General features: G+C 61.7%; 21 protein-coding genes. 16 read left to right on the forward strand and 5 right to left on the reverse strand.

Annotated features, from left to right (window positions below):
- Window positions 1–43 precede the first annotated feature (43 nt).
- From NKH21_RS30045 to NKH21_RS30100, 12 genes are all read left to right on the forward strand, one after another.
- Complete coding sequence (locus tag NKH21_RS30045; protein ID WP_023675128.1) at window positions 44–1,054, forward strand: DNA-directed RNA polymerase subunit alpha; 1,011 nt, start codon at window positions 44–46, stop codon at window positions 1,052–1,054.
- A 39-nt stretch (window positions 1,055–1,093) separates the two neighbouring features.
- Window positions 1,094–1,525, forward strand: a complete 432-nt coding sequence (gene rplQ / locus NKH21_RS30050) for a 50S ribosomal protein L17 (RefSeq protein ID WP_352869458.1) — start codon at window positions 1,094–1,096, stop codon at window positions 1,523–1,525.
- 191 nt (window positions 1,526–1,716) lie between these two features.
- Window positions 1,717–3,204: a DegQ family serine endoprotease gene (locus tag NKH21_RS30055; RefSeq protein WP_352670788.1), complete on the forward strand. Its 1,488-nt coding sequence runs from the start codon at window positions 1,717–1,719 to the stop codon at window positions 3,202–3,204.
- Between the two features lie 43 nt (window positions 3,205–3,247).
- A complete protein-coding gene (locus NKH21_RS30060) occupies window positions 3,248–4,558 on the forward strand; it encodes a replication-associated recombination protein A (protein WP_352469154.1) in 1,311 nt (436 codons plus the stop codon).
- 136 nt (window positions 4,559–4,694) lie between these two features.
- On the forward strand, window positions 4,695–5,525 hold the full coding sequence (locus NKH21_RS30065; RefSeq protein WP_352670786.1) for an aspartyl/asparaginyl beta-hydroxylase domain-containing protein: 831 nt from the start codon (window positions 4,695–4,697) through the stop codon (window positions 5,523–5,525).
- 31 nt (window positions 5,526–5,556) lie between these two features.
- Window positions 5,557–5,943, forward strand: coding sequence for a fluoride efflux transporter CrcB (crcB, locus tag NKH21_RS30070; RefSeq protein WP_352670783.1), 387 nt, complete (start codon window positions 5,557–5,559; stop codon window positions 5,941–5,943).
- A gap of 29 nt (window positions 5,944–5,972) precedes the next feature.
- Window positions 5,973–6,428, forward strand: coding sequence for a fluoride efflux transporter CrcB (gene crcB / locus NKH21_RS30075; protein ID WP_352869468.1), 456 nt, complete (start codon window positions 5,973–5,975; stop codon window positions 6,426–6,428).
- Window positions 6,425–6,763, forward strand: coding sequence for a DUF190 domain-containing protein (locus NKH21_RS30080; RefSeq protein WP_254817158.1), 339 nt, complete (start codon window positions 6,425–6,427; stop codon window positions 6,761–6,763). The genes crcB (NKH21_RS30075) and NKH21_RS30080 overlap by 4 nt, the downstream gene beginning before the upstream one ends.
- Window positions 6,764–6,825: 62 nt before the next feature.
- A complete protein-coding gene (locus NKH21_RS30085; protein WP_352670778.1) occupies window positions 6,826–7,806 on the forward strand; it encodes an RluA family pseudouridine synthase in 981 nt (326 codons plus the stop codon).
- A gap of 68 nt (window positions 7,807–7,874) precedes the next feature.
- Complete coding sequence (locus NKH21_RS30090; protein ID WP_502911925.1) at window positions 7,875–8,732, forward strand: DMT family transporter; 858 nt, start codon at window positions 7,875–7,877, stop codon at window positions 8,730–8,732.
- Window positions 8,733–8,734: 2 nt separating this feature from the next.
- Window positions 8,735–9,526: an ATP12 family chaperone protein gene (locus NKH21_RS30095; protein ID WP_352670772.1), complete on the forward strand. Its 792-nt coding sequence runs from the start codon at window positions 8,735–8,737 to the stop codon at window positions 9,524–9,526.
- Window positions 9,527–9,713: 187 nt separating this feature from the next.
- Window positions 9,714–11,603 carry an MFS transporter gene (locus tag NKH21_RS30100; protein WP_352670769.1) on the forward strand — a complete coding sequence of 630 codons (1,890 nt, stop codon included), beginning with the start codon at window positions 9,714–9,716 and terminating at the stop codon, window positions 11,601–11,603.
- Between the two features lie 86 nt (window positions 11,604–11,689).
- Here the strand turns inward: NKH21_RS30100 and NKH21_RS30105 are convergent, their stop codons facing one another.
- Window positions 11,690–11,884 (reverse strand): DUF2735 domain-containing protein, encoded by a 195-nt coding sequence (locus NKH21_RS30105; RefSeq protein WP_352451032.1) that lies wholly within the window; start codon window positions 11,882–11,884, stop codon window positions 11,690–11,692.
- A gap of 319 nt (window positions 11,885–12,203) precedes the next feature.
- Between NKH21_RS30105 and NKH21_RS30110 the strand changes: the two genes are divergently transcribed.
- Window positions 12,204–13,244, forward strand: coding sequence for a glutamine synthetase beta-grasp domain-containing protein (locus NKH21_RS30110; protein ID WP_254817165.1), 1,041 nt, complete (start codon window positions 12,204–12,206; stop codon window positions 13,242–13,244).
- 121 nt (window positions 13,245–13,365) lie between these two features.
- On the opposite strand, the gene glnA is transcribed toward NKH21_RS30110, so the two are convergent.
- Together glnA and NKH21_RS30120 are read right to left on the reverse strand one after the other, a co-directional pair.
- Entirely contained in the window at window positions 13,366–14,775 is a 1,410-nt protein-coding gene (gene glnA / locus NKH21_RS30115) for a type I glutamate--ammonia ligase (RefSeq protein WP_254817166.1), read from the reverse strand.
- Window positions 14,776–14,828: 53 nt separating this feature from the next.
- Entirely contained in the window at window positions 14,829–15,167 is a 339-nt protein-coding gene (locus NKH21_RS30120; protein ID WP_019857988.1) for a P-II family nitrogen regulator, read from the reverse strand.
- 363 nt (window positions 15,168–15,530) lie between these two features.
- Here NKH21_RS30120 and NKH21_RS30125 point away from each other — a divergent pair, with 363 nt between their 5' ends.
- Window positions 15,531–17,069, forward strand: a complete 1,539-nt coding sequence (locus tag NKH21_RS30125) for an NAD(P)H-hydrate dehydratase (protein WP_352670765.1) — start codon at window positions 15,531–15,533, stop codon at window positions 17,067–17,069.
- A complete protein-coding gene (locus NKH21_RS30130) occupies window positions 17,066–19,072 on the forward strand; it encodes a hypothetical protein (RefSeq protein ID WP_352869465.1) in 2,007 nt (668 codons plus the stop codon). The genes NKH21_RS30125 and NKH21_RS30130 overlap by 4 nt, the downstream gene beginning before the upstream one ends.
- 42 nt (window positions 19,073–19,114) lie before the next feature.
- Here NKH21_RS30130 and NKH21_RS30135 read toward each other — a convergent pair whose 3' ends face one another.
- Together NKH21_RS30135 and NKH21_RS30140 are read right to left on the reverse strand one after the other, a co-directional pair.
- On the reverse strand, window positions 19,115–20,185 hold the full coding sequence (locus NKH21_RS30135) for a M48 family metallopeptidase (protein ID WP_352670760.1): 1,071 nt from the start codon (window positions 20,183–20,185) through the stop codon (window positions 19,115–19,117).
- A gap of 6 nt (window positions 20,186–20,191) precedes the next feature.
- On the reverse strand, window positions 20,192–21,724 hold the full coding sequence (locus NKH21_RS30140; RefSeq protein WP_352670757.1) for an acyl-CoA carboxylase subunit beta: 1,533 nt from the start codon (window positions 21,722–21,724) through the stop codon (window positions 20,192–20,194).
- Window positions 21,725–22,111: 387 nt separating this feature from the next.
- Here NKH21_RS30140 and NKH21_RS30145 point away from each other — a divergent pair, with 387 nt between their 5' ends.
- Window positions 22,112–23,548 carry a DEAD/DEAH box helicase gene (locus tag NKH21_RS30145; RefSeq protein ID WP_352670755.1) on the forward strand — a complete coding sequence of 479 codons (1,437 nt, stop codon included), beginning with the start codon at window positions 22,112–22,114 and terminating at the stop codon, window positions 23,546–23,548.
- Window positions 23,549–23,721: the final 173 nt, after the last annotated feature.

The following is a 23,721-nucleotide window of genomic DNA, read 5'->3' on the forward strand; positions in this document are numbered from 1 at the left end:
CCGCCACGATTGGATGGTGGCGGGACAACGGAAGGAAAGCACTATGATCCAGAAAAATTGGCAAGAACTGATCAAGCCGAACAAGATCGAGTTCTCGTCGAAGAAGAAGACGCTGACCACGCTGGTCGCCGAGCCGCTCGAGCGCGGCTTCGGCCTCACCCTCGGCAACGCGCTGCGCCGCGTGCTTCTGTCTTCGCTGCGTGGCGCGGCTGTGACCGCCGTGCAGATCGATGGCGTTCTGCATGAATTCTCGTCCATCGCCGGCGTCCGCGAGGATGTGACCGACATCGTCTTGAACATCAAGGAAATCGCCATCCGTATGGAAGGCGACGGCCCCAAGCGCATGGTCGTACGCAAGCAGGGACCGGGTGCGGTTCTCGCCGGCGACATCCAGACGGTTGGCGACGTCGAGATCCTCAATCCCGACCACGTCATCTGCACGCTGGACGAAGGCGCTGAAATCCGTATGGAATTCACCGTCGACACCGGCAAGGGCTATGTGCCGGCCGACCGCAACCGCGCCGAGGACGCGCCGATCGGGCTGATCCCCGTCGATAGCCTGTATTCGCCGGTCAAGAAGGTCTCCTACAAGGTCGAGAACACCCGCGAGGGCCAGGTTCTCGACTATGACAAGCTGACCATGACCATCGAGACCGACGGTTCGATCTCGGGCGAGGACGCGGTGGCCTTCGCCGCTCGCATCCTGCAGGACCAGCTCGGCCTGTTCGTCAATTTCGACGAGCCGCAGAAGGAAGTCGCCGCCGAACAGGTTACCGAGCTTGCCTTCAACCCGGCGCTGCTCAAGAAGGTCGACGAGCTCGAGCTTTCGGTGCGTTCGGCCAACTGCCTGAAGAACGACAACATCGTCTATATCGGCGACCTGATCCAGAAGACCGAAGCCGAGATGCTGCGCACCCCGAACTTCGGCCGCAAGTCGCTGAACGAGATCAAGGAAGTCCTGGCGGCAATGGGCCTGCATCTCGGCATGGAAGTGCCGGACTGGCCGCCGGAAAACATCGAAGACCTCGCCAAGCGTTACGAAGATCAATATTGAGGCTCAGGCCTCTTGAACCCGCAATGAAGGAGAAGAGCCATGCGCCACGGATTTAGAGGCCGCCGGTTCGCCCGCAGCATCAGCCATCGCAAGTCGATGTTTGCCAACCTTGCCGTGTCGCTTATCGAGCACGAGCAGATCCTCACCACGCTGCCGAAGGCGAAGGATCTGCGGCCGATCGTCGAGAAGCTGGTGACGCTCGGCAAGCGCGGCGACCTGCATGCCCGCCGGCAGGTGATTGCCCAGATCGGCAATGAAGGCGTCGTCAAGCGTCTGTTCGATACCATCGCGCCACGTTATGCCACCCGCAACGGCGGCTATCTGCGCATCATGAAGGCCGGCTTCCGCCATGGTGACAATGCCGCAATGGCCGTCATCGAATTCGTCGACCGCGACACCTCGGCCAAGGGCGCCGGCGACCGCGCCCGCATCGAGGCCGAAGGCACCGAAGAGGAAGCCGCAGCTGCATAAGCTTCGGTTTTTCTGTGAAGTTCAAAGGGGCCTGCGGGCCCCTTTTCTGTTTCCGAAGGTGCCGGGCAGGGCTGGTAGGGGTTTTGTCACCGGTTTTTGCGGCGACTACCCAAAATAATCGGATTTCAGCGGCTTAGCCTTTCATTTTGCACAATCGTCAGGACAATGGCGCCCGACTTGGAGGATTCGGAATGCGCGTTAAACGGCTGTCCCTTGTTCTGATCTGCGCCTTGATGGCGTTGGCCATCGTCCCGGCGGCCAGGCACGCGCTGGCGGAGGAGACCAAGCCAGATCCTGGTCTGTCCGACGTACTGACCGATCTGCTGCATGGCGTCGAAGGCGAAAACGCCACTTCTGGCCCCGACAAGCGCGTGCCGTTCGGCCGCGAGGAGGTACAGCTGTCCTTCGCGCCGCTGGTCAAGCAGACGGCCCCGGCCGTGGTCAATGTCTACGCCTCGCAGACCGCCAAGGTGACGTCGCCCTTCGACGGCGATCCGTTCTTCGAGGAGTTCTTCGGGCGCTCGCAGCCGCGCGCGCAGTCTTCGCTCGGTTCGGGGGTGCTGGTCGATCCCACCGGCGTCGTGGTCACCAATTTCCATGTCGTCAAGGACGCTGACCAGGTCAAGGTCGCGACCGCCGACGGGCGCGAATTCGACAGCAAGGTGCTGCTCAAGGATGAGACGCTCGACCTCGCCGTGCTCAAGATTTCTTCTGACAAGCCGTTCCCGGTGATCGCCATCGGCGATTCCGACGCGCTCGAGGTCGGCGACCTGGTGCTGGCGATCGGCAATCCGTTCGGGGTCGGCCAGACCACCACCAGCGGCATCATTTCGGCGGTGGCGCGCAGCCATATCGGCGTCTCCGATTCCAGCTTCTTCATCCAGACCGACGCCGCCATCAACCCCGGCAATTCCGGGGGCGCGCTGGTCAACATGGGAGGGCAGCTGATCGGCATCAACACGGCGATCTATAGCCGTAGCGGCGGCTCGATCGGCATCGGCTTTGCTATCCCTTCGAACATGGTCCGCGCTTTCGCCGATGCTGCTAAGGCCGGGCTCGACTTCTTCGAGCGGCCGTATGCCGGCGCTGAGTTCGAGGCGGTGACGCCGCAGATTGCCGAATCGCTCGGCATGGACAAACCGACCGGTGCGCTGGTTTCTTCGGTCGAAGAGGCGGGACCCGCCGCCAAGGCAGGGCTCAAGCCTGGCGACGTGGTGCTGTCGCTCAATGGCAAGCCGGTCGAGAGCGTCGGGGCGCTGGACTACCGGATGGCGACGCTGTCGATTGGTACGAATGCCAGCTTCGGCGTTCTGAGCAAGGGTCAGCAAGCGACGATGGACATCGCTCTGGAACGGCCGCCCGAGGGCGCCAAGGCTGCGGAACTCACATTGCGCGGCCGCAGCCCGTTTTCCGGTGCCAAGGTTGCTGAACTGTCGCCACGGCTTGCGCAACGGCTCGGTCTGCGCACCGATGTCAAGGGCGTCACCGTGGTCGACATCAACCGCGATTCGCCCGCTGCCGATTTTGGATTCCAGCCGGGCGACATCGTGCGTGAGGTCAATGGCCTGACGATCGACAAGGCGGCGACCCTGGAACAGGTAGCCCAGCAGGATACGCGCTGGTGGCGCTTTACCGTCGAGCGCGGCGGGCAGATACTGCGCCAGGTATTGCGTTACTGAGCCCGACCGTCAGCATGATCGGGCTCCAGGCAGAAGAAGTTGCATGGCCGATCTGTTCAGTGTCGATGAACCGGAAAAGACGCCGCCCGGAAGGCCGCTGGCCGACCGTCTGCGCCCGAAGAACCTCGGCGAGGTCGTCGGCCAGGAGCATCTGACCGGACCCGACGGCGCGCTGACGCGGCTGATCGGCTCCGGCTCGCTCGGCTCGATGATCTTCTGGGGGCCGCCCGGTACCGGCAAGACCACGGTCGCACGGCTGCTTGCCGGCGAGACAAGCCTCGCCTTCGAACAGATCTCGGCGGTGTTTTCCGGCGTTGCCGACCTGAAGAAAGTGTTCGAGGCAGCGAAGCTGCGCCGCTCCAACGGCCGCCAGACACTGCTGTTCGTCGACGAGATCCATCGCTTCAACCGCGCCCAGCAGGACAGTTTTCTGCCCGTGATGGAAGACGGCACCGTCGTCCTGGTCGGCGCCACTACCGAGAACCCGTCCTTCGAGCTTAACGCCGCGCTGTTGTCTCGTGCGCGTGTGCTGGTCTTTCACTCGCTCGGCGAGGACAGCATCGCCAAGCTGCTGGCGCGGGCCGAGGAGGCAGAGGGTAGGGCGCTGCCGCTCGATGATGAGGCGCGGGCGATGCTCATCCGGATGAGCGACGGCGACGGCCGAGCGGCACTGACGCTCGCCGAAGAGGTCTGGCGCGCAGCGAAATCAAAGGAGGTGTTCGGCGCCGAGGCTTTGCAGCGCATCGTCCAGCGCCGCGCGCCGATCTACGACAAGGGCCAGGACGGCCATTACAATTTGATCTCCGCCTTGCACAAATCGGTGCGCGGCTCCGACCCCGACGCGGCACTCTACTATCTCGCCCGCATGTTCGACGCAGGCGAAGATCCGCTTTATCTCGGGCGCCGGCTGGTGCGCATGGCGATGGAGGATATCGGGCTGGCCGACCCGCAGGCGCTCGTCGTCGCAAACGCCGCCAAGGACGCCTATGACTATCTGGGCTCGCCCGAGGGCGAACTGGCCTTCGCCGAGGCGACCGTCTATCTCGCCACCGCGCCGAAATCCAATGCGGTCTACACCGCGTTCAAGGCCGCCACACAGGCAGCGAAGGAATTCGGTTCGCTGCTGCCGCCCAAGCACATTCTCAATGCGCCGACCAAGCTGATGAAACAGGAAGATTACGGCGCCGGCTATCGCTACGACCACGACGAGCCCGACGCTTTTTCCGGCCAGGACTATTTTCCGGAGAAGATGGGAAGGCAGACATTCTACGACCCGCCAGAGCGCGGCTTCGAGCGCGATATCCGGAAGCGGCTGGATTATTGGGCGAAGCTGCGTAGCGAGCGGGAAAAGTAGCTGCCGACCGCACAGTGGTGTGATCGCCGTTGTCTGGCGGGATAAAAAACCCTATCAAGATGCGCCTTCGGCCGGCGGACAGGCCAGAAACGTACCGACGATATTCAGAACGGAATCGCGCCTGGCGCGTGGAAAAATGACAAAAAAATCTCGCAAGACCCTTCGGAAGTTCGCCATAGCGATCCCGCTGCTGGCGCTCGGCTTCTATTTCATTCCCATCCTGACGACAATTTTCATTGTCCTCGGCCTGGTCGACGTGTTGCGCAACGACAACAAGAACTGGGCCCTGTTCACTGGTTATTTCCTCGGCAACGGCATCTTCACCTGGCTGCTTTCGCCCTTCAATCTGCTGGTCGATCTGCTGTGCTACAGAAACCGCGGTGTCTGGAAACTGGACCAGTTTCCTCCGGACTATGAGCGTGAGGTCAACGAGGTTCTGGACGTCTTCAAAGCGCGCAAGGACGAGATCATCGCCGATATCGACGCCAATTTCGGCAGCGGCCGGCGCGGCATGTATGTCTATCAGTGGTACGGCAAGCACAAGATCGACAACGTCGCCGAATTCAACAAGGATTTCAAATATATCAAGACCATCGCCGTGTCGGTGTTCAGGGGCAAGGAATCGACCTCCTGGCATTTCGGACCGCTGCGGCTCAGCCTGCGCATTCTCTACAATCTTCTCCCGGTGAAGGGCGAGGTTTTCGTCGAGTGCAACAACGCCAGGAACTACTGGCACGACAATCCGCTCTATATTTTCGACGACACGCTGCTGCACCGCTCGGTCAACGAATATGATGGGCGCCGCTACTGCGTGTTCATGGACATCATCCGGCCATCGCCATTCCCCGGCCTGATCGCCGCTCTTCTCGCCATCGTTTCGGTCAGCGTCGAGCGCATCAATACCATGTTCTACAAGAACTGGAAGATGATCGGCTCCAGCAAGCCGAAGAAGGCCGGAGCCGCCTGACACCGTGGTGTGACCGGCGCGAGGAAGCACGATGTATCATCTGTTGCTTGTCTGCCTTGGTGGCGCGATCGGTGCAATGGCCCGCTTCTTCCTGTCCGGCTTCGTCGCCCGCCGGGTCGGCGAGACCTTTCCCTGGGGCACGATGGCCGTCAACGTCTCGGGAGCGTTTGCAATCGGTGTCGTTGCGCATGCGGTGGCGCGCGACGGCATGCCCGCCATCTGGGCCTTTACCGTCACCGGCGGCCTCGGCTGCTACACCACGGTCTCCTCCTTCAGCCTGCAGACGCTGGCGCTGGCGCGCGACGGCGAATGGCTGCGCGCCGGCGGAAATGTGCTGCTTTCGGTTTTCCTGAGCCTCGGCGGCGTGACGCTGGGCTTTGCCGCGGGAAGTCTTCTGACTGGCAGCGGCGCGCCGTGAGCGGCCCGCGGAAGCTCCGCCCCGACGGGATGGCGAGGCATGCGGCGCACCTCATTGGCTGGCGCAGAAGGAACCAGACGGTTCGGCTCTATGCGACCGTGGCCGCAGGCAGCATGATCGGCGGCGTGCTGCGGGCGCTTGCCTCATTGGCGAGCACCGCCTTGTGGGGCACTGGATTTCCCTTCGGCACGCTCCTCGTGAACATCGTCGGCTCATTCCTCATCGGCTTCTACGCGACATTGACGGGACCGGATGGTCGCGTCTTCGCCGATCCGCTGCAGCGTCAATTCTTCATGGCCGGCTTCTGTGGCGGCCTGACGACCTTCTCCGCTTTCAGCCTTGAAACACTCACCCTCGCGCAAGGCGGGAGGCTTGTGGCGGCGGGACTCAATATCGCGATCTCCGTGGTGGCCTGGCTTGCCGCCGTCTGGCTTGGCCACATCTTTGCAGTTCGCCTCAACCGGCTGAGAGGGTCCAGGCAATGAAGATACCGACACAGGCACAATTGCTGCGCATATTTATCGGCGAAAACGACAAGGCAGATGGCCGTCCGCTGTATGAGGTCATCGTGCTGAGGGCCCGCGAAATGCAGATCGCCGGCGCGACCGTCCTGCGCGGCGCGATGGGGTTCGGCCATTCCAGCCGGCTTCACACCACGAAGATCCTCCGGCTGTCGGAGGATCTGCCACTCGTCATCGAGATCGTCGATGACGAGGAAAAATTGGCCGCTTTCCTGCCCGTGCTTGAAACAATCATGACAAGTGGTTTGATTACGCTGGAGAAAGTTCAGGTTCTGCAATATGGAACCGACAACGAATAACCGAGTGAGATTGCGGGTGCCGGCGAATGCCGTTGCATGCCTGCGAAACGGCGATTGGAATCATGGCAGGCGTTGAACAGATCACAGTGGACGCCGGCGAGGCGGGCATGCGTCTCGACCGCTGGTTCAAGAGCCATTTCCCCGGTCTCGGTTTCGGTCATCTGCAGAAGCTGCTGCGCTCCGGCCAGATCCGCGTCGACGGCGGCAGGGTGAAGGCCGATACCCGCGTCGAAGCCGGCCAGACCGTCCGAGTGCCGCCGCTCGAAGTCGACAAGAAAGGCGAAAGCCCGCTCACCGGTCATTCGATCCGCAACCAGGGCGACGCCGACGTTTTGGCCAAGATGCTGATCCATGAGGACCCGAAGGTCTTCGTCTTCAACAAGCCGGCCGGCCTGGCGGTCCAGGGCGGCTCTGGGGTCACCCGCAACGTCGACGACATGCTCGAAGCCTGGCGCAACCAGAAGGGCGAGAAGCCGCGTCTGGTGCACCGGCTCGACCGCGACACGTCGGGTGTGCTGGTTGTCGCTCGTACAAGGCTCGCCGCCATGAAGCTCGCCGAAGCGTTCCGGGCGCGTGAGACGAAGAAAACCTACTGGGCGCTGGTCAAGGGTGTGCCGCCGAAGCGCGAGGACAAGATCTCGACCTGGCTGATCAAGGAACCGACGCCCGACGGCGATCGCGTGCGCATCGCCAAGCATGGCGAAAAGGGCGCCGACCACGCCGTGTCCTATTACCGCATCGTCGAGCAGGCGGCGCAGACCCTGTCCTGGCTGGAGATGGAACCCTATACCGGACGCACCCATCAGCTCCGCGTCCATGCCGCCCATATCGGTTGCCCGATCATCGGCGACCCCAAATATTTCGAGGCCGACACCAATTGGGATTTTCCAGGCGGCATGCAGAACCGCCTGCATCTGCACGCGCGCCGCATTATCATCCCGCATCCCGATAAGGGCTTTGTCGACGTCACCGCACCGATGCCGCCGCACATGCGTCAGAGCTGGAACCTGCTCGGCTTTGACGAGCAGAGTGCCGAGGACTAGCGCTGGTGGGCGTCGCCACAGAAACCCTCGACCGCCGTGACGCGGTCGATCTGGCGGCAGCCGCCATCATGGTCGGGCTGACGTTTTCCTGGGGGCTCAACTACGTCGCTGCCAAGATCTCGTATGCGGGCTACGACCCTGTTTTCCTGTCCATCGCCCGCTCGATGATCGGCGGCCTGTGTGTTTTCGGCTGGTGCCGCTGGCGCGGCATTGCGCTGTTCACGCCCGACAAGACCCTCGTCGCCGGCATTCTGGCGGGCGCGCTTTTCGGTCTCGAGTTCCTGTTTCTCTATGTCGGGCTCGAGCACACTACCGTTGTGCGCAACACCTTGCTGGTCAACACCATGCCCTTCTGGATGCTGGTGGGCGGCCATTTCCTGCTGGGCGAAAGCATCACGGCACGCAAGCTCGTTGGTCTTCTGCTCGCTTTCGCCGGACTGGTCGCGGTGTTTTCCGACAAACTGAGCGCCAATGGCGGCGCAACATTGAGCGGCGATTTGCTCAGTCTCGGCGCCGGCACTCTGTGGGCCGTGACCAATATCGTCATCAAGCGGTCGAAGCTGGTGACGGCCAGCGCCGAAAAGCTGCTGCTCTATCAACTGGCCGGGGCCGCCGTCGTCGGCATTTTGGTGATGCCTTTTGCCGGACCGCCCGTCCGCAGCTTTGCCCTTCTGCCAACCTTGGCTCTGCTGTTCCAGGCCGTCTACGTTGTCGCGTTCACCTATGTGCTATGGTTCTGGCTGCTGCGGCGCTACCCGGCATCTGGACTGTCGAGCTTCACCTTCCTGTCGCCGGTGTTTGGTGTGCTGTGCGGCGCCGTGTTCTTGAACGAGCCGCTGACCGTTCGTATCTTCCTGGCACTCGCCCTGATCGCCGCCGGACTCATCATCGTCAACCGGCCGGCCCGAAAACAAAGCCCCGGATGAGCATGCGCGATATATTGAACGACCTCGAAGCTGGAAAACAGCTCTCTGATCCGGACCCGGTGCGTCGCGCCCAGATCCAGATGAAGACGCCGCTGCCGAAGCGCTTCTACAAGATCGTCGCGGTAGCACCGGTCGAAGACGGTTTTGCCGTCCATCTCGATGGCAAGCCGGTCCGCACGCCGGCCAAGGCGCTGCTGGCGCTGCCGACCGAAAAAGCGGCTGCTCTCGTTGCCGAGGAATTCGCCGCACAGGAGGAGACCATCGACCCGGTGACGATGCCGGTGATGCGTCTGGTCAATACGGCAATCGATGGCGTCGCCAGTGATCCCCAGGCGGTGCTGGAGGACATCCTGCGCTTCGCCTCATCCGATCTGCTCTGCTACCGCGCCGATACGCCCCAAGGGCTGGTCGACCGGCAGAACGAGCATTGGGATCCGGTCATCGACTGGGTGCGCAGCGCGCTCGGCGCCCGGTTCCATCTTGCCGAAGGCGTGATCCATGTCGAACAGCCGCGCGAGAGTATCGCGCTGCTTGGCCAGCATCTTGCCCAACGTGCCGATCCGCTGCGCCTTGCCGCCATCCACGTCATGACGTCGCTGACCGGATCGGCGCTGCTGGCGCTGGCCGTCGACTTCGGCGAGCTCGGCGGCGAGGCGGCCTGGGCTGCCGGTCATGTCGACGAGGACTGGCAGGCCGAGCAATGGGGCCATGATGCCGAGGCCGTCGCGCGCCGAGCGGCCCGCAACCGCGACATGATGGCGGCGGTCAAGCTGCTCGAAGCTCTCAAAGGCTGACGGCACCGTCGTTTCTATTTCGCACTGCACATTAGACCAAAGTCATAATCCCAAAGACGGTCTGCCTCTGGACGGCGCTTTCTGTCATTTTTTGCACCGGTGGCTGCACTGAGTCTGCGTTGCGAGGAAACGCGGACGATGACCCGCAGCATCGAGGGCTGACGGAATCACACGGGAGGATACGCTCATGGCAATGGCATCGACCGCCGGCAAAACAAGCCGCGGCATGACGCGCGAGGAGAAGAAGGTCATCTTCGCTTCCTCGCTCGGCACCGTTTTTGAATGGTACGATTTTTATCTCTACGGCTCGCTGGCAGTGTTCATTGGTTCGACTTTTTTCAGCCCAACCATCCCGGAAGCGACGCGCAATATCTTCGCGCTGCTGGCTTTCGCTGCTGGCTTCCTCGTGCGTCCGTTCGGCGCATTGCTGTTCGGCCGCATCGGCGACCTTGTCGGCCGTAAATACACCTTCCTTGTCACCATGACGATCATGGGCCTGTCGACCTTCCTGGTCGGCTTGCTGCCTGGCTATGCGACTTTGGGCATCGCCGCTCCCGTGATCCTGATCATCTTGCGCATGTTGCAAGGCCTGGCGCTCGGTGGCGAGTATGGCGGTGCCGCCACCTATGTCGCCGAACATGCACCCGACGATCGCCGCGGCTACTACACGTCGTGGATACAGACGACGGCAACGCTCGGCCTGTTCCTGTCGCTGATCGTCATCCTAATCGTCCAGGGGTCGATGACCAAGGAAACCTATGCCGCCTGGGGCTGGCGCATTCCGTTCATCGTTTCCTTCCTCCTCCTCGGCATTTCGATCTGGATCCGGCTGTCGCTTTCTGAATCGCCGACCTTCCAGCGCATGAAGGACGAAGGCAAAGGCTCCAAGGCGCCGCTGTCAGAAGCCTTCGGTCAGTGGAAGAACGCCAAGATCGCGCTGCTGGCGCTGCTCGGCCTCACAGCCGGTCAGGCCGTCGTTTGGTACAATGGCCAGTTCTACGCGCTGTTCTTCTTGCAGAACGTGCTCAAGGTCGATCCGCAATCGGTCAACATCATGATCGCGATTGCTCTGGCTGTTGGCTCGATCTTCTTCGTCGTGTTCGGCTGGCTCTCCGACAAGATCGGCCGCAAGCCGATTATCATGGCTGGCCTTGCACTGGCGATCGTCTGCACATTCCCGTTGTTCAAGGCGCTGACCTGGGCAGCCAACCCGGCGCTCGCCACCGCGCAGCAGAACACCCGTGCGACGGTGACCGCGGCACCGGGAGACTGCAAGTTCCAGTTCAACCCGGTGGGCACGGCGAAGTTCACCACGTCCTGCGATATCGCCACCTCGTTTCTGACCAAGAACTCGGTACCTTATGACGTTGTGGCCACGGCAGCGCCCGGCAGTGCTGCGTCGGTCAAAATCGGCAATGAGACGGTTGAATCGTATGACGCGACTGCAGCCGGCGATCAAGCCAAGGCCAAGGACGCTGTTTTCGCCAAGGCGGTAAACACGGCGCTTCAGGACGGCGGCTATCCGCTGAAGCGGGCAGCGGCCAAGGTGCCGGACCAGAAGCTCGAGGCGTTCATTGCGGCCAATCCCGAGCTGAAGCTCGATGCGACGGCCATTCGCGCCGGAGACAAGGCGACGGTTCCGACCGAGCAGGCGATCAAAGACAAGCTGCTGACTGCCGATGAGGCTGCGGGAGCTCCCGAAGTCACCGTCTACACCATACCGGGCGGCGGGCCTTTCGCCATGTTTGCCGACCCGGCGGCGGTCAACTGGCCGATGACGATTGCCATCCTGTTCATCCTCGTCGTCTTCGTGACGATGGTCTACGGGCCGATTGCCGCGATCTTGGTCGAGATGTTCCCGACCCGCATCCGCTACACCGGCATGTCGCTGCCCTATCACATCGGCAATGGCTGGTTCGGCGGGCTGCTGCCGGCGACGGTGTTCGCGCTCAGCGCCTACAAGGGCGATATCTACTACGGTCTCTGGTACCCAGTGGTGATCGCGGCGATGTCGCTGATCATCGGCATGATCTTTGTCAGGGATACGCTCGGAACGGACCTGCACACCAAGCAGTAGCCGGCCTGTCCCGGTTCAAAGCAAAGCCCGGCGCGAGTGATCGCGCCGGGCTTTTTCAAATTATCGAGTGCATGGAAGGCAAGGGCTTAGCTCTTCCGATCCTGGTTCGCTTCCTCGATCGCTGCTTCATGATACCAGGCACTTCCGAAATCCGTGCGGTTGCGCAACGAAGCAAGTTCTGCCGCGAACTTAGCCTTTCCGCTTAAATTTGAGGCAGACGCGCGCGCTGCCACCGGGAACATCAGGATTTTGGCCGACTGACGAGTGGAAGTGATTTCCATTGTCGGTTTCCTTTCTTCGGCACAACCTTGCCGATTCAACCTTCCCTCAAGATAGGTTCCGCAATCGAATTAGGCAACATGATTATAAAAAGATCAGTAGATGCACATTATTTATGCAAACTATGCTTGTGAGCGATCCGGGCGCACCATTGCAGCTGCCCAGCAATTTTGCGCCGATGCGACCTCACTTTTGCCGCACCGTTCGCCAGCCAGAATGGCACACGAATTGCATTTTATTAATTCGGCAGGTCGGCTGCTGGATAGGCCGGCTCGCCCCGGCGCCATCCAGGGTTCGGTGATCAAGCAACGAGAGGCTAGAATGACGAAATACAAGCTCGAGTACATTTGGCTCGATGGATACACCCCGGTTCCCAATCTTCGCGGAAAGACGCAGGTCAAGGACTATGCCGAGTTTCCGACACTCGACCAGCTTCCGCTGTGGGGCTTCGACGGTTCTTCGACCATGCAGGCCGAGGGCCACAGCTCCGACTGCGTTTTGAAGCCGGTCGCCGTCTATCCGGATCCCGCCCGCACCAATGGCGCGCTCGTCATGTGTGAGGTCATGATGCCGGACGGCGTGACGCCGCATGCGTCCAACAAGCGCGCCACCATTCTCGACGACGAGGGCGCCTGGTTCGGCTTCGAGCAGGAATATTTCTTCTACAAGGACGGCCGTCCGCTCGGCTTCCCCGAGAGTGGCTATCCGGCGCCGCAAGGCCCGTACTACACCGGCGTCGGCTACAGCAATGTCGGCTCCGTCGCCAGGCAGATCGTCGAGGAGCATCTCGACCTTTGCCTTGCCGCCGGCATCAACCATGAAGGCATCAACGCCGAGGTGGCCAAAGGCCAGTGGGAATTCCAGATCTTCGGCAAGGGCTCCAAGAAAGCCGCCGACCAGATGTGGATGGCGCGCTATCTGTTGCAGCGCCTGACCGAGAAGTACGGCATCGACATCGAATATCACTGCAAGCCGCTCGGCGACACCGATTGGAACGGCTCCGGCATGCATGCCAACTTCTCGACCGCCTATATGCGCGAAGTCGGCGGCAAGGGCTATTTCGAGGCGCTGATGGCAGCCTTCGACAAAAACCTGATGGATCACATCGCCGTCTATGGGCCGGACAACGACAAGCGTTTGACCGGCAAGCACGAGACCGCGCCGTGGAACAGGTTCAGCTACGGCATCGCCGACCGCGGCGCTTCGATCCGCGTGCCGCATTCCTTCATCAACAACGGCTACAAGGGCTATCTCGAGGATCGCCGTCCGAACTCGCAGGGCGACCCCTACCAGATCGCCTCGCAGATATTGAAGACGATCGCCTCCGTCCCGACCAGCGCCGAGGTTTCGGCCGCGGCTTGAGAATGCGTTCACGGCGCGGACCTCGGGTGTCTGCGCCGTGAGCTTCTTTCCCATCGCCATCGCATAGAAAAAACCCCGGCGTCTCCGCCGGGGTTTTTCTATGTGACTATAAGGTTCCGGATCACACCGAGTAATACATATCGTACTCGACCGGATGTGGGGTCATTTCGAAGCGCATCACCTCGGCCATCTTGAGCTCGATATAGCTGTCGATCTGGTCGTCGTCGAAAACGCCGCCGGCCTTAAGGAAGCCGCGGTCCTTATCGAGGCTCTGCAGGGCTTCGCGCAGCGAGCCGCAGACGGTCGGGATCTTCTTCAATTCCTTCGGCGGCAGGTCGTAGAGATCCTTGTCCATCGGCTGTCCCGGGTGGATCTTGTTCTTGATGCCGTCGAGGCCGGCCATCAGCATGGCGGCGAAGGCAAGATAGGGGTTCGCGCCGGGATCGGGGAAGCGGACCTCGACGCGCTTGGATTTCGGCGACGAGCCGAACGGAATGCGGCACGATGCCGAGCGGTTGCGTGCCGAATAGGCGAGCAGCACCGGCGCTTCATAGCCCGGCACCAGGCGCTTGTAGGAATTGGTCAGCGGGTTGGTGAAGGCGTTGATCGCCTTGGCATGTTTGATGATACCACCGATGTAGAACAGGCAGCTCTCGGACAGCCCGGCATATTCGTTGCCCGCGAAAGTCGGCTTGCCTTCCTTCCAGATCGACTGGTGGACGTGCATGCCCGAGCCGTTGTCGCCGAACACCGGCTTCGGCATGAAAGTGGCCGTCTTGCCGTACGCGTTGGCGACCTGGTGCACGACATATTTGTAGATCAGCATCTTGTCGGCGTTGCGGACCAGCGTGTCGAACTTGATGCCGAGCTCGTGCTGGGCGGCGGCCACTTCGTGGTGGTGCTTTTCAACGCGCACGCCCATTTCTGCGAGCACGGTGAGCATTTCCGAGCGCATGTCCTGTGCCGAATCGATCGGCGGCACCGGGAAATAGCCGCCCTTGATGCGCGGCCGGTGACCGAGATTGCCGGTCTCGTAGTCGGTGTCGTCATTGGACGGCAGTTCGGTGGAATCCAGCCTGAAGCCGGTGTTGTAGGGATCGGCCTTGTACTTGACGTCGTCGAACACAAAGAACTCGGCTTCAGGACCGACGAAGATCTGGTCGCCGATGCCTTCGGCCTTCATGTAGGCCTCGGCCTTCTTGGCGGTGCCGCGCGGGTCGCGGTTGTAGGATTCTCCCGAGATCGGATCGAGAATGTCGCACAGGATGACCATGGTCGACTGGGCGAAGAACGGGTCCATATGCACCGTATCCGCATCTGGCATCAGCACCATGTCGGACTCGTTGATTGCCTTCCAGCCGGCGATCGAGGAACCGTCGAACATGACGCCATCGGCAAACATGTCTTCCTCGACCTCGACGACATCCATCGTAACGTGCTGCAGTTTGCCCTTCGGATCGGTGAAGCGCAGATCAACGAACTTCACGTCGTTGTCTTTGATCTGCTTCATGATGTCTTTGGCTGTCGTCATGTCCCTGCTTCCCTATGTGATGACGTTTGAACGTGGCCTTTTAACGGGAAAATTCAGACGGCGTCCATGCCGGTTTCGCCGGTGCGGATGCGCACCACTTCCTCGATGTTCGAGACGAAGATCTTGCCGTCGCCGATACGGCCGGTCTGGGCCGCCTTGCGGATGGCTTCGATCGCGGCTTCGACCGCATCGTCGCCGAGCACGACTTCGATTTTTACCTTCGGCAGGAAGTCGACGACATATTCGGCGCCGCGATAAAGCTCGGTATGGCCCTTCTGGCGGCCAAACCCTTTGGCCTCGGTAACGGTGATGCCTTGCAGTCCGGCCTCCTGAAGCGCTTCCTTCACTTCGTCTAGCTTGAACGGCTTGATGATCGCTTCGATCTTTTTCATGTAAAAGTGGCCTCCACTGCCAAAAAAGACGGGTTGTGAGCCCCGCTTGCGCCTCAATCAAGCACGAACTGTGCCAATTGATGGGGTGCCGGGTGGGCTCACATGATTTGGATACCATGCTGCGCGGGAATGTGCATTCGCGTCATTCCCTGCGTCGGATGCGCCATGAACGCCGCGAGCCTACACACCGCTGGCCCCGTCGTCCGCACAAAAAATGGGCAGATCGGATATTTCATGGGCAGCTGTGGACCTGCGACTCGCCGCTCCGGGCATTGCCAATGTGTTTCACAACCTTCGTAGTTTGCGTCGGATCAAAAACTGGACAATGCTTCGGCAGATGATGTGCATGTCGCCTGATATTCCATGAGCAACGAACTTTTGTCTCCGGCGGAGATGGCCGAGGCCGATCGGCTGGCGATCGCGGCCGGGCCACTCGATGGCTTCGGCCTCATGCGGCGCGCCGGCGAAGCGGTTGCTGCCGTGGTCCTGGCCCGCTATCCCCAAGCGAGGCGCGTCCATGTCCTGTGCGGCCCCGGCAACAATGGCGGCGATGGTTATGTCGTGGCGCAGCTGCTGGCCGAGGCGGGCCTCAATGTAGCGGTTTGGGCGGAAGGCAAGCAAAAACCCGGAAGCGACGCGGCGCTGGCTTCCGAGGCCTGCAACCTGCCGGTGAACCATCTGAATGATTTTCATCCTACGGCAGGCGAGGTTGTCGTCGACGCGCTTTATGGGGCCGGACTCTCGAAGAACCTTTCTCCTTACGCTCAGGCTGCTTCTGGGATTAGCGGAGCGGAGCAAGTGCCAGTCGTGTCGATCGATTTGCCCTCGGGCGTATCGGGCGAGACTGGGCAGATGAGTGGGTATTTCGCCGCCGCTGTGACGGTGACTTTCGTGCGAAAAAAGCCCGGCCATCTTCTAATGCCGGGGCGCAGCGTGTGCGGCGAGATCATCGTCGCCGATATCGGCATTCCGGATGGGATCATCGATCAGCTCAAGGTCACGGCGTTCGAGAACACACCGGAACTTTGGCTGCGATGGTACTTCCCGAGAACGGCTGTCGATTCGCATAAATACAAGCGTGGCCATGTTGCTGTCTTTTCTGGCGGGCCGAGGTCCACTGGGGCCGCGCGGCTGTCAGCTCTGGCTGCAACTCGGATTGGGGCGGGGGCAGCGACCGTCCTTTCGCCAGGGAGTGCCATGCAGGTGAACGCCGCGCATTTGACGTCGATCATGTTGCGCAAGACCGACACAATTGCAGATATCGACGAGTTCGTAAGCGAGCGCCGGCCATCGGCATATGTGCTCGGCCCCGGATTTGGCATTGGCGACAAGGCCCGCGACTTTACCTTGCGGTTGCTAGCACAAGACAGTCTTTATGACAGGCAACGCAGAATCGATTTGGGTGGCATTGTGCTCGACGCCGATGGTATCACCGCGTTTCGCGACGAGCCTGCAATGTTATTCGAGGCGGCAGGCCGTGTCGGAGCGCCACCATTAATTATGACGCCGCACGAAGGAGAGTTTGGCCGATTGTTTCCGGACATCGCCAGCGACAAGAAAAGCTCCAAACTGACCAAAGCGCGAGTGGCTTCCAAGCTTGCGAATGCAGTCATCGTCTACAAGGGTGCCGACACCGTGATCGCGGCACCCGACGGCAGGGCCGCGATCAATGCCAACGGTGCGCCGTGGCTAGCCACGGCTGGCTCAGGTGATGTTCTGTCGGGGATCGCGGCCGGATTGCTGGCGCAAGGCATGGCGGCCTTCCAGGCGGCCTGCGCGGCGGTCTGGATCCACGCCGAGGCCGGCCGTCGTTTCGGGCCCGGCTTGATCGCCGAGGATCTACCGTCGGCTCTGGTGCCAGTGCTGCGGGAATTGATCGAAAGCCAGCCGGACCTTCGATGAGACGCATTGCACTCCTTTTCACCACGCTCGTCATGGCCGCTTTGGCGACACTGTCGGCGAATGCAGCTGAGCAGCCGGTGACCATCGTCGATGATCCAGCGATCCTTGCTGCTCTCGATGCCAAGGGCTTTGGCTTCGCCGGCATTTTCGGCGCCGATGGCAAGGGCGATTTGAAGACGCTTTATGAGAAGGCTCCGGCCTACCACGCGATCGTCGAAACGGTTGCAAGCGACGTCGCGGCGTTGCGGGCCGAGATGAAGGCCGGCGGCCGGCCGCTTTACGAGGTGACCGACGGCAATGTCGGCCGCGTCATGGACATGCGCTGGCTGAGGACCGAGGCCGCACGCTTCCGCCTCGTCGGCGTGGTCAACCGGCTCGACCGGCGCGACTTCGCCGCGCTGAAAGGCGACGGGAGTTGCGGCGAAGTGCGCTTCATCTATCGCCTCGCCTACAGCTTCAAGAAGAACGGCAAGGTTTTGGCCTCGCGCCTGCCGTTCAATTTCAGTGCCGTCTACAATGCCGCGCCGGATGCCGATGGCGGTTGTGTCGGCGTCGCCGGACGCTGGGCACCACAACTCGACGAGAGCGTCGATGCCGGCTGGCTGATCGGCGGGCCGCTGGAAAGAGCGGCGCTCACCTTCAAGCAGCTCGAGCTCAATGCGCAAGTGGTGCGCTTCCCCTCCGGCCAGGAGACCGAATTCGGCGGGCAGGCTGCCTATCTCATGCGAATTTTCGGTATCAACGGAGCGGCCGTCAGCGAAAAGCCGCTGGAAAACACGCCCGACACAGCTCGTCTCACCGAAGACGCTGCCCTGAAAGGAAGACTTGCCGACTATGTCCGCACCAATGTCGCGGCGGTCGATCTCGGCGTCTACCAAATTCCCGACGAATTCCTGGCAAGGAAGGCCATCTCTTGGTCGACCTTCGGCAGTGCGAGGCAGGCCAACCACCTGTTCACGCCACTGTTCCAGTCCGCGGATTTCCCTGGTGTCGATTTCTCTGCGCTGAAGCTGGTGCGCACGCCGGAGGCGCTGGTCGAGCGACTGGACAACGGCGCCTGCCAGGGTTGCCACCAGGCGGGCTCGACCGCCGGCTTCCATTTCATCGGCCTGGATGACAAGACGACCTCGCCGCTCAACCGCATCGAGGTCGGCATCTCACCGCACCTCCACGCCGACATCCCGCGCCGCGTCGCCTGGCTGCACGCGACTGCCGACGGCAGGGAACCGAACCGTTTCCGCCCGCTGTCCTTCGCGCCGCCGGCGACATGGAACGACGCCGGCGAAATCGCCTATTCGCCGGCCGAAATGGCGATGCCGTGCTTCATGCCGGACGATGCGGCCCGCTTCGGCGCGATCTGGCAGTGCGGCGGCGGCACCGTCTGCACGCAGCTGGCGACCGCGTCCGGCGTGCGCACCAAGCTGGCGCAATGCCTGCTGCCCAAGGACAGCGAGAACATGTTTTCCGGCCACCCCTGTTTAACGGGATCCATCGCCAGCAACCCGGCACAGCCTTTCAATGACCGGTATACCATCACCGGTCAGTTCGCGGCGTTCGCGCCAAGCATTTCGCGCGCCGCCTATACCTGCCGACCGCCGAAGATCGGTGTGCCGGCGGGTATTGCCTATCGCGGCTGCGACGACCGGGATCGCAGCTTTGCCGCCTTCAAGACGGGCAAGCCGATGCCGAACGAGATTTGCGGGCTGGTTGGCGGCAAGAAATTCGACACCTGCGTGGCGACCAATAATTTCGAGCAGTGCCTCGGCGGCGCCCTCAACCGCGGCAATCGTCCTGCCTGCTCGGCCGACCATTTCTGCCGCGAGGATTACATGTGCCAGTCGCTGCCGCCCGATACACCCGGTATCGGCAAGGTGAAGGGCATCGGCTTCTGCTCGCCGACTTATTTTATCTTCCAGATGCGCATCGACAATCACGCCACGCCATGGTCGGGCGCTGTCCGCGCGACGAGTGGGGCCGGGTTCGGCGCGGCGGAAGAGGAGTAGGCCGCCGACTGGGCATTAGCCGCTGTAGTTCCAGGTCGATAGCTATCGATCGAGATAGTCGGCGATGTTCGATGCCCATTCGCCGTCGAAATGGCGGACATGTTCGGCTACCACCTCATCGCTCAGTAGGCTCGACAAGGCAGAAACCAGAACTGGTTCTATCTTTGGAGCCGAGCTAAATCCAAGAGCAGTCAAACGTTCGGACCAGGGCGGATGATCCGCGCTTTCGTTATCTGGCGCGTCCCAGGCCTTTTGCGCATATTCTTGCAGGATGGGAAGCCTCGACAGGTGACTGGCGGCCTCCAGAACTCTTTCAAGTGGTGGACGAGGCGGTACCATGGTGCCAAGCAGTTCACGTTTAAGCGGAATATACACTTGCTCATCGAAGAACGCACTGGCAGCACCGATCAGTAGCAGGGCGCGCGCCGTTTCATGTGCATCGCCGGACATCGCTGCATGACGATCAGCGTCAATTTCCGCCCGCCGCGACAACCGTACTTCTTCGCGCTCCAGCGTGCGCGACAGCGGGCCAAGCATCCAGTAGAACAGGCTGCCCGAAACGGTTTTTCCCGGTGGGGCGAAGTCGAAGATTAGATCGAAGCTCTTTTCGAGTTCGGCCAGGTTGAGCCCGCCATTTGTATCTTTATTTTTCAGATGGGCGTCCTCATGGGCCAAGATCGCCGAAAACCCCTTTTTGTCGGTCGCTGCGAGCAGCGGCAGGCCCACGGTGAGAATTGCCCTGCGACCAAGCAGGCCCAGAAACGGCCGCTCTTCACCGATGCTAGCGTTGAGATCGTCGCTCAGCACGATCGTCGTCCGGCTGGCGCGGTGTTTGCCGGCAACACTCTCCCAGACAGCCCACAATTTCGGGGCTGATTCCCGAGTAATCCCGTCCACCTTGCTGGGTCGAAAACCGGCGAACAATGTCCCGATCAACAGAACGATGGCCAGCATCGCGGCCGGGATTGCAACAACGCCAGCTGCGATCATGGCGAGCGGATGCCGGTCGAGCAACCAGAACCATAAGACTATTGGGCAGAACAGCGGCAGAGCAAAGAGCAGGATGGCAAACCTGCCGAAACGCGCTCCCACATAGAGGACCAGGCGCGACATCAACCCTCACAGCGGAATATTATCGTGCTTCTTCCAGGGGTTTTGCATATCCTTGTTGCGCAGCATCCTGAGCGCGCGGGCGATGCGGCGGCGGGTCGAATGCGGCATGATCACCTCGTCGACATAGCCGCGCTCGGCGGCAACGAAGGGTGACAGGAAGCGATCCTCGTAAGCTTTTGTGTGCGCTGCAATTTTCTCTGCGTCGCCGATATCCTTGCGATAGATGATCTCGACTGCGCCCCTGGCGCCCATCACCGCAATCTGCGCCGTCGGCCAGGCATAGTTCATGTCGCCTCGCAGATGCTTTGACGCCATGACGTCATAGGCGCCGCCATAGGCCTTTCTGGTGATGACGGTGATCTTTGGCACGGTCGCTTCGGCATAGGCGAACAGAAGCTTGGCGCCGTGCTTGATCAACCCGCCATATTCCTGCGCGGTGCCTGGCAGGAAGCCCGGCACGTCGACGAAGGTGACGATCGGGATCGAGAAGCAGTCGCAGAAGCGCACGAAACGCGCCGCCTTGCGGCTGGCATCCGAATCGAGCACGCCGGCCAGCACCATCGGCTGGTTGGCGACGAAGCCGACGGTGCGGCCCTCGATACGGCCGAAGCCGGTGACGATGTTTTTCGCAAAATTTTGCTGGATTTCGAAGAAGTCACCCTCGTCGGCAACTTTAAGGATCAACTCTTTGATGTCGTAGGGTTTGTTGGCATTGTCGGGGATCAGCCTGTCGAGCGACAGATCGTGATCGGTGACGGACTGGTAGCATTCGATCTCGGGAATTTCCGCCGTGTTGGAGGCGGGCAGCAGATCGACCAGCCGGCGCATCTGTAGCAATGCCTCGACGTCATTGTCGTAGGCTCCGTCGGCGATCGAGGACTTCGTCGTGTGGACGGAAGCGCCGCCGAGGCTTTCGGCGGTGACCGTCTCGTTGGTGACGGTCTTCACCACATCCGGCCCGGTGACGAACATGTAGGAGGTGTCGCGAACCATGAAGATGAAGTCGGTCATCGCCGGCGAATAGACGTCGCCGCCGGCACAAGGGCCCATGATCAGCGAAATCTGCGGGATGACGCCGGAGGCTAGAACATTGCGCTGGAAGATCTCGGCATAGCCGCCGAGCGCCGCCACGCCTTCCTGGATGCGGGCGCCGCCGGCGTCGTAAAGGCCGATGATCGGCGCGCGGTTGCGGAGCGCCATCTCCTGCACCTTGACCACCTTTTCGGCATGGGCCTCGGACAGCGAGCCGCCGAACACGGTAAAGTCCTTTGCAAAGAGGTACACTGGCCGGCCATTGACGGTGCCCCAGCCGGTGACGACGCCATCGCCGGCGATCTTGGTCTTCTCCATGCCGAAGTCGGTCGAGCGGTGCTCGACAAACATATCGAACTCCTCGAACGAGCCCTCGTCGAGAAAAACGTCTATGCGTTCGCGGGCGGTCAGCTTGCCCTTCTTGTGCTGGGCGTCGATGCGGGCCTGGCCGCCGCCCATGCGGGCGATCTCGCGGCGGCGCTCGAGTTCCTTCAGCACGTCCTTCATGACCGGTCCCCGAAACGGAAAGCTGGATTGTGGTAATCATGCCCGCGAGAGAGCGCAAGCGCCGCTTCCTCATGGCTTTTGCTGCGCTGCAGCATCGGGCCCCTTGCATTTCGATGGGAACTGGGCCATATGCGGCGGCATAGGCGCTTGGGCCGGGATAATCCGGCCTTCTCGACGAATGAGACTGGTTGCGTCTGTTTTCCCTCTTCCCGACAGATCGGCAAGGTGGCGAAAAAGCCCCGTGGCATGATGCCTGCGGGCACGACAGCGCAGCCGTGTGGACGATAACGTCCGCCCGCCTTGTCGTTTCATGACAATTTTCGACGGCAGGTTGCGCCCTGCCGCCATTGATGTTTGCGGCCAGGAGCCGCATGAAAGAAGAATATTTTGACCAATGAAAACACTTTGACCGGTAAGGACACTGGGACCGGTAAGGACACTGGGGAACTGAACGGTTTCGCCGCACTTGGAATTACCGGCGCACTGCTCAAGGCCACCAATGCCGCCGGCTTTACCGATCCGAAGCCGATCCAGGCCCAGGCGATCCCGCCGCAGCTCGAAGGCCGCGACATTTTCGGCATCGCGCAGACCGGCTCAGGCAAGACCGCGGCGTTCGCGCTGCCGATCCTGTCGAAGATCATCGCACTTGGCACCAAGCGCCGGCCAAAGACGGCCCGCGCACTGATCCTGGCGCCGACTCGCGAACTCGCCGTGCAGATCGAGGAGATGATCAAGCTGCTTGCCAAGGGCGCGCATGTCTCGACCGCGCTCGTACTTGGCGGCGTCTCGCGCTTCAGCCAGGTGAAGAAGGTTGCGCCCGGCGTCGACATCCTGATCGCAACCCCCGGCCGGTTGACCGACCTGGTGCGTGAAGGCGACCTCGTGCTTGCCGACACCAAATGGCTGGTGCTGGATGAAGGCGACCGCATGCTCGACATGGGCTTCATCAACGACGTCAAGCGCATAGCCAGGGCGACGGCGCCGGACCGTCAGACGGTGCTGTTCTCGGCAACCATGCCGGCCGAAATCGCCGAACTGGCGAAAGGCCTGCTGAAGAACCCGATTCGCGTCGAAGTCGCTCCTCACAGCACCGCGGCCGCCGAGATCGTGCAGGGCGTCGTCTTTGCCCGTACCAAGCAGAAGCGCCAGGTGCTGGCCAACATGCTTGCCGACGAGGCGATGAAGTCCGTCATCATCTTTTCGCGCACCAAGCATGGCGCCGACAGGGTGACCAAGGATCTCGAGCGCGACGGCTTCAAGGCCGCCGTCATCCACGGTAACAAATCGCAGAACGCCCGCCAGAAGGCGCTCAACGATTTCCGCGAAGGTTCGGTGCGCATTCTCGTGGCGACCGACATTGCGGCGCGCGGCATCGACGTGCCCGGCATCAGCCATGTGGTGAATTTCGACCTGCCGGACGAGGCGGAGAGCTATGTCCACCGCATCGGCCGCACCGGCCGCAACGGCATGGACGGCATCGCCGTCACACTCTGCGACCCGTCTGAAAACAGCAAGCTGCGTCAGGTCGAGCGCATCATCCGCACCAAGCTGCCGATCGTTGCCGACCATCTCGGCAGCCCCGATCCGCAGCGCAATCCCGCCGAGAAGAACGAGCGCAGCTTCGAACCGGCCAATGATCGCAACGACCACAATGGCCGCCGCGACGGCAGGCGGCCCGGCGGCGCAAACAACGGATTCGGCAAGAAGCGGTTCGGCGACAAGCCGGCCTTTGCAGGCGAGCGCAAGCCGGAAGGCGCCAAGCCCTTCAAGGGCAATAACAAGCGCCGCTTCGGCGGCAAGCGGCCGGCAGCGCGGGCCGCATAATTTGACCGCGTTGCAGTCGGCCAAGCCTGGCTTGGTCATTCACGATTGAAAAGGGGGGCCCGGCGGAGAAACCGGGGGGCCCCAGGGGTTTGAGCGTTTGTTTTAGTTTAAAAACCCGCCCCCCCCCCCCCGAGACCCGACCCCCCCGAAGACCACGGCGCGCCCGGCCCGCC

The sequence above is a fragment of the Mesorhizobium sp. M1329 genome, assembly GCF_040318035.1.
Lineage (GTDB): Bacteria > Pseudomonadota > Alphaproteobacteria > Rhizobiales > Rhizobiaceae > Mesorhizobium.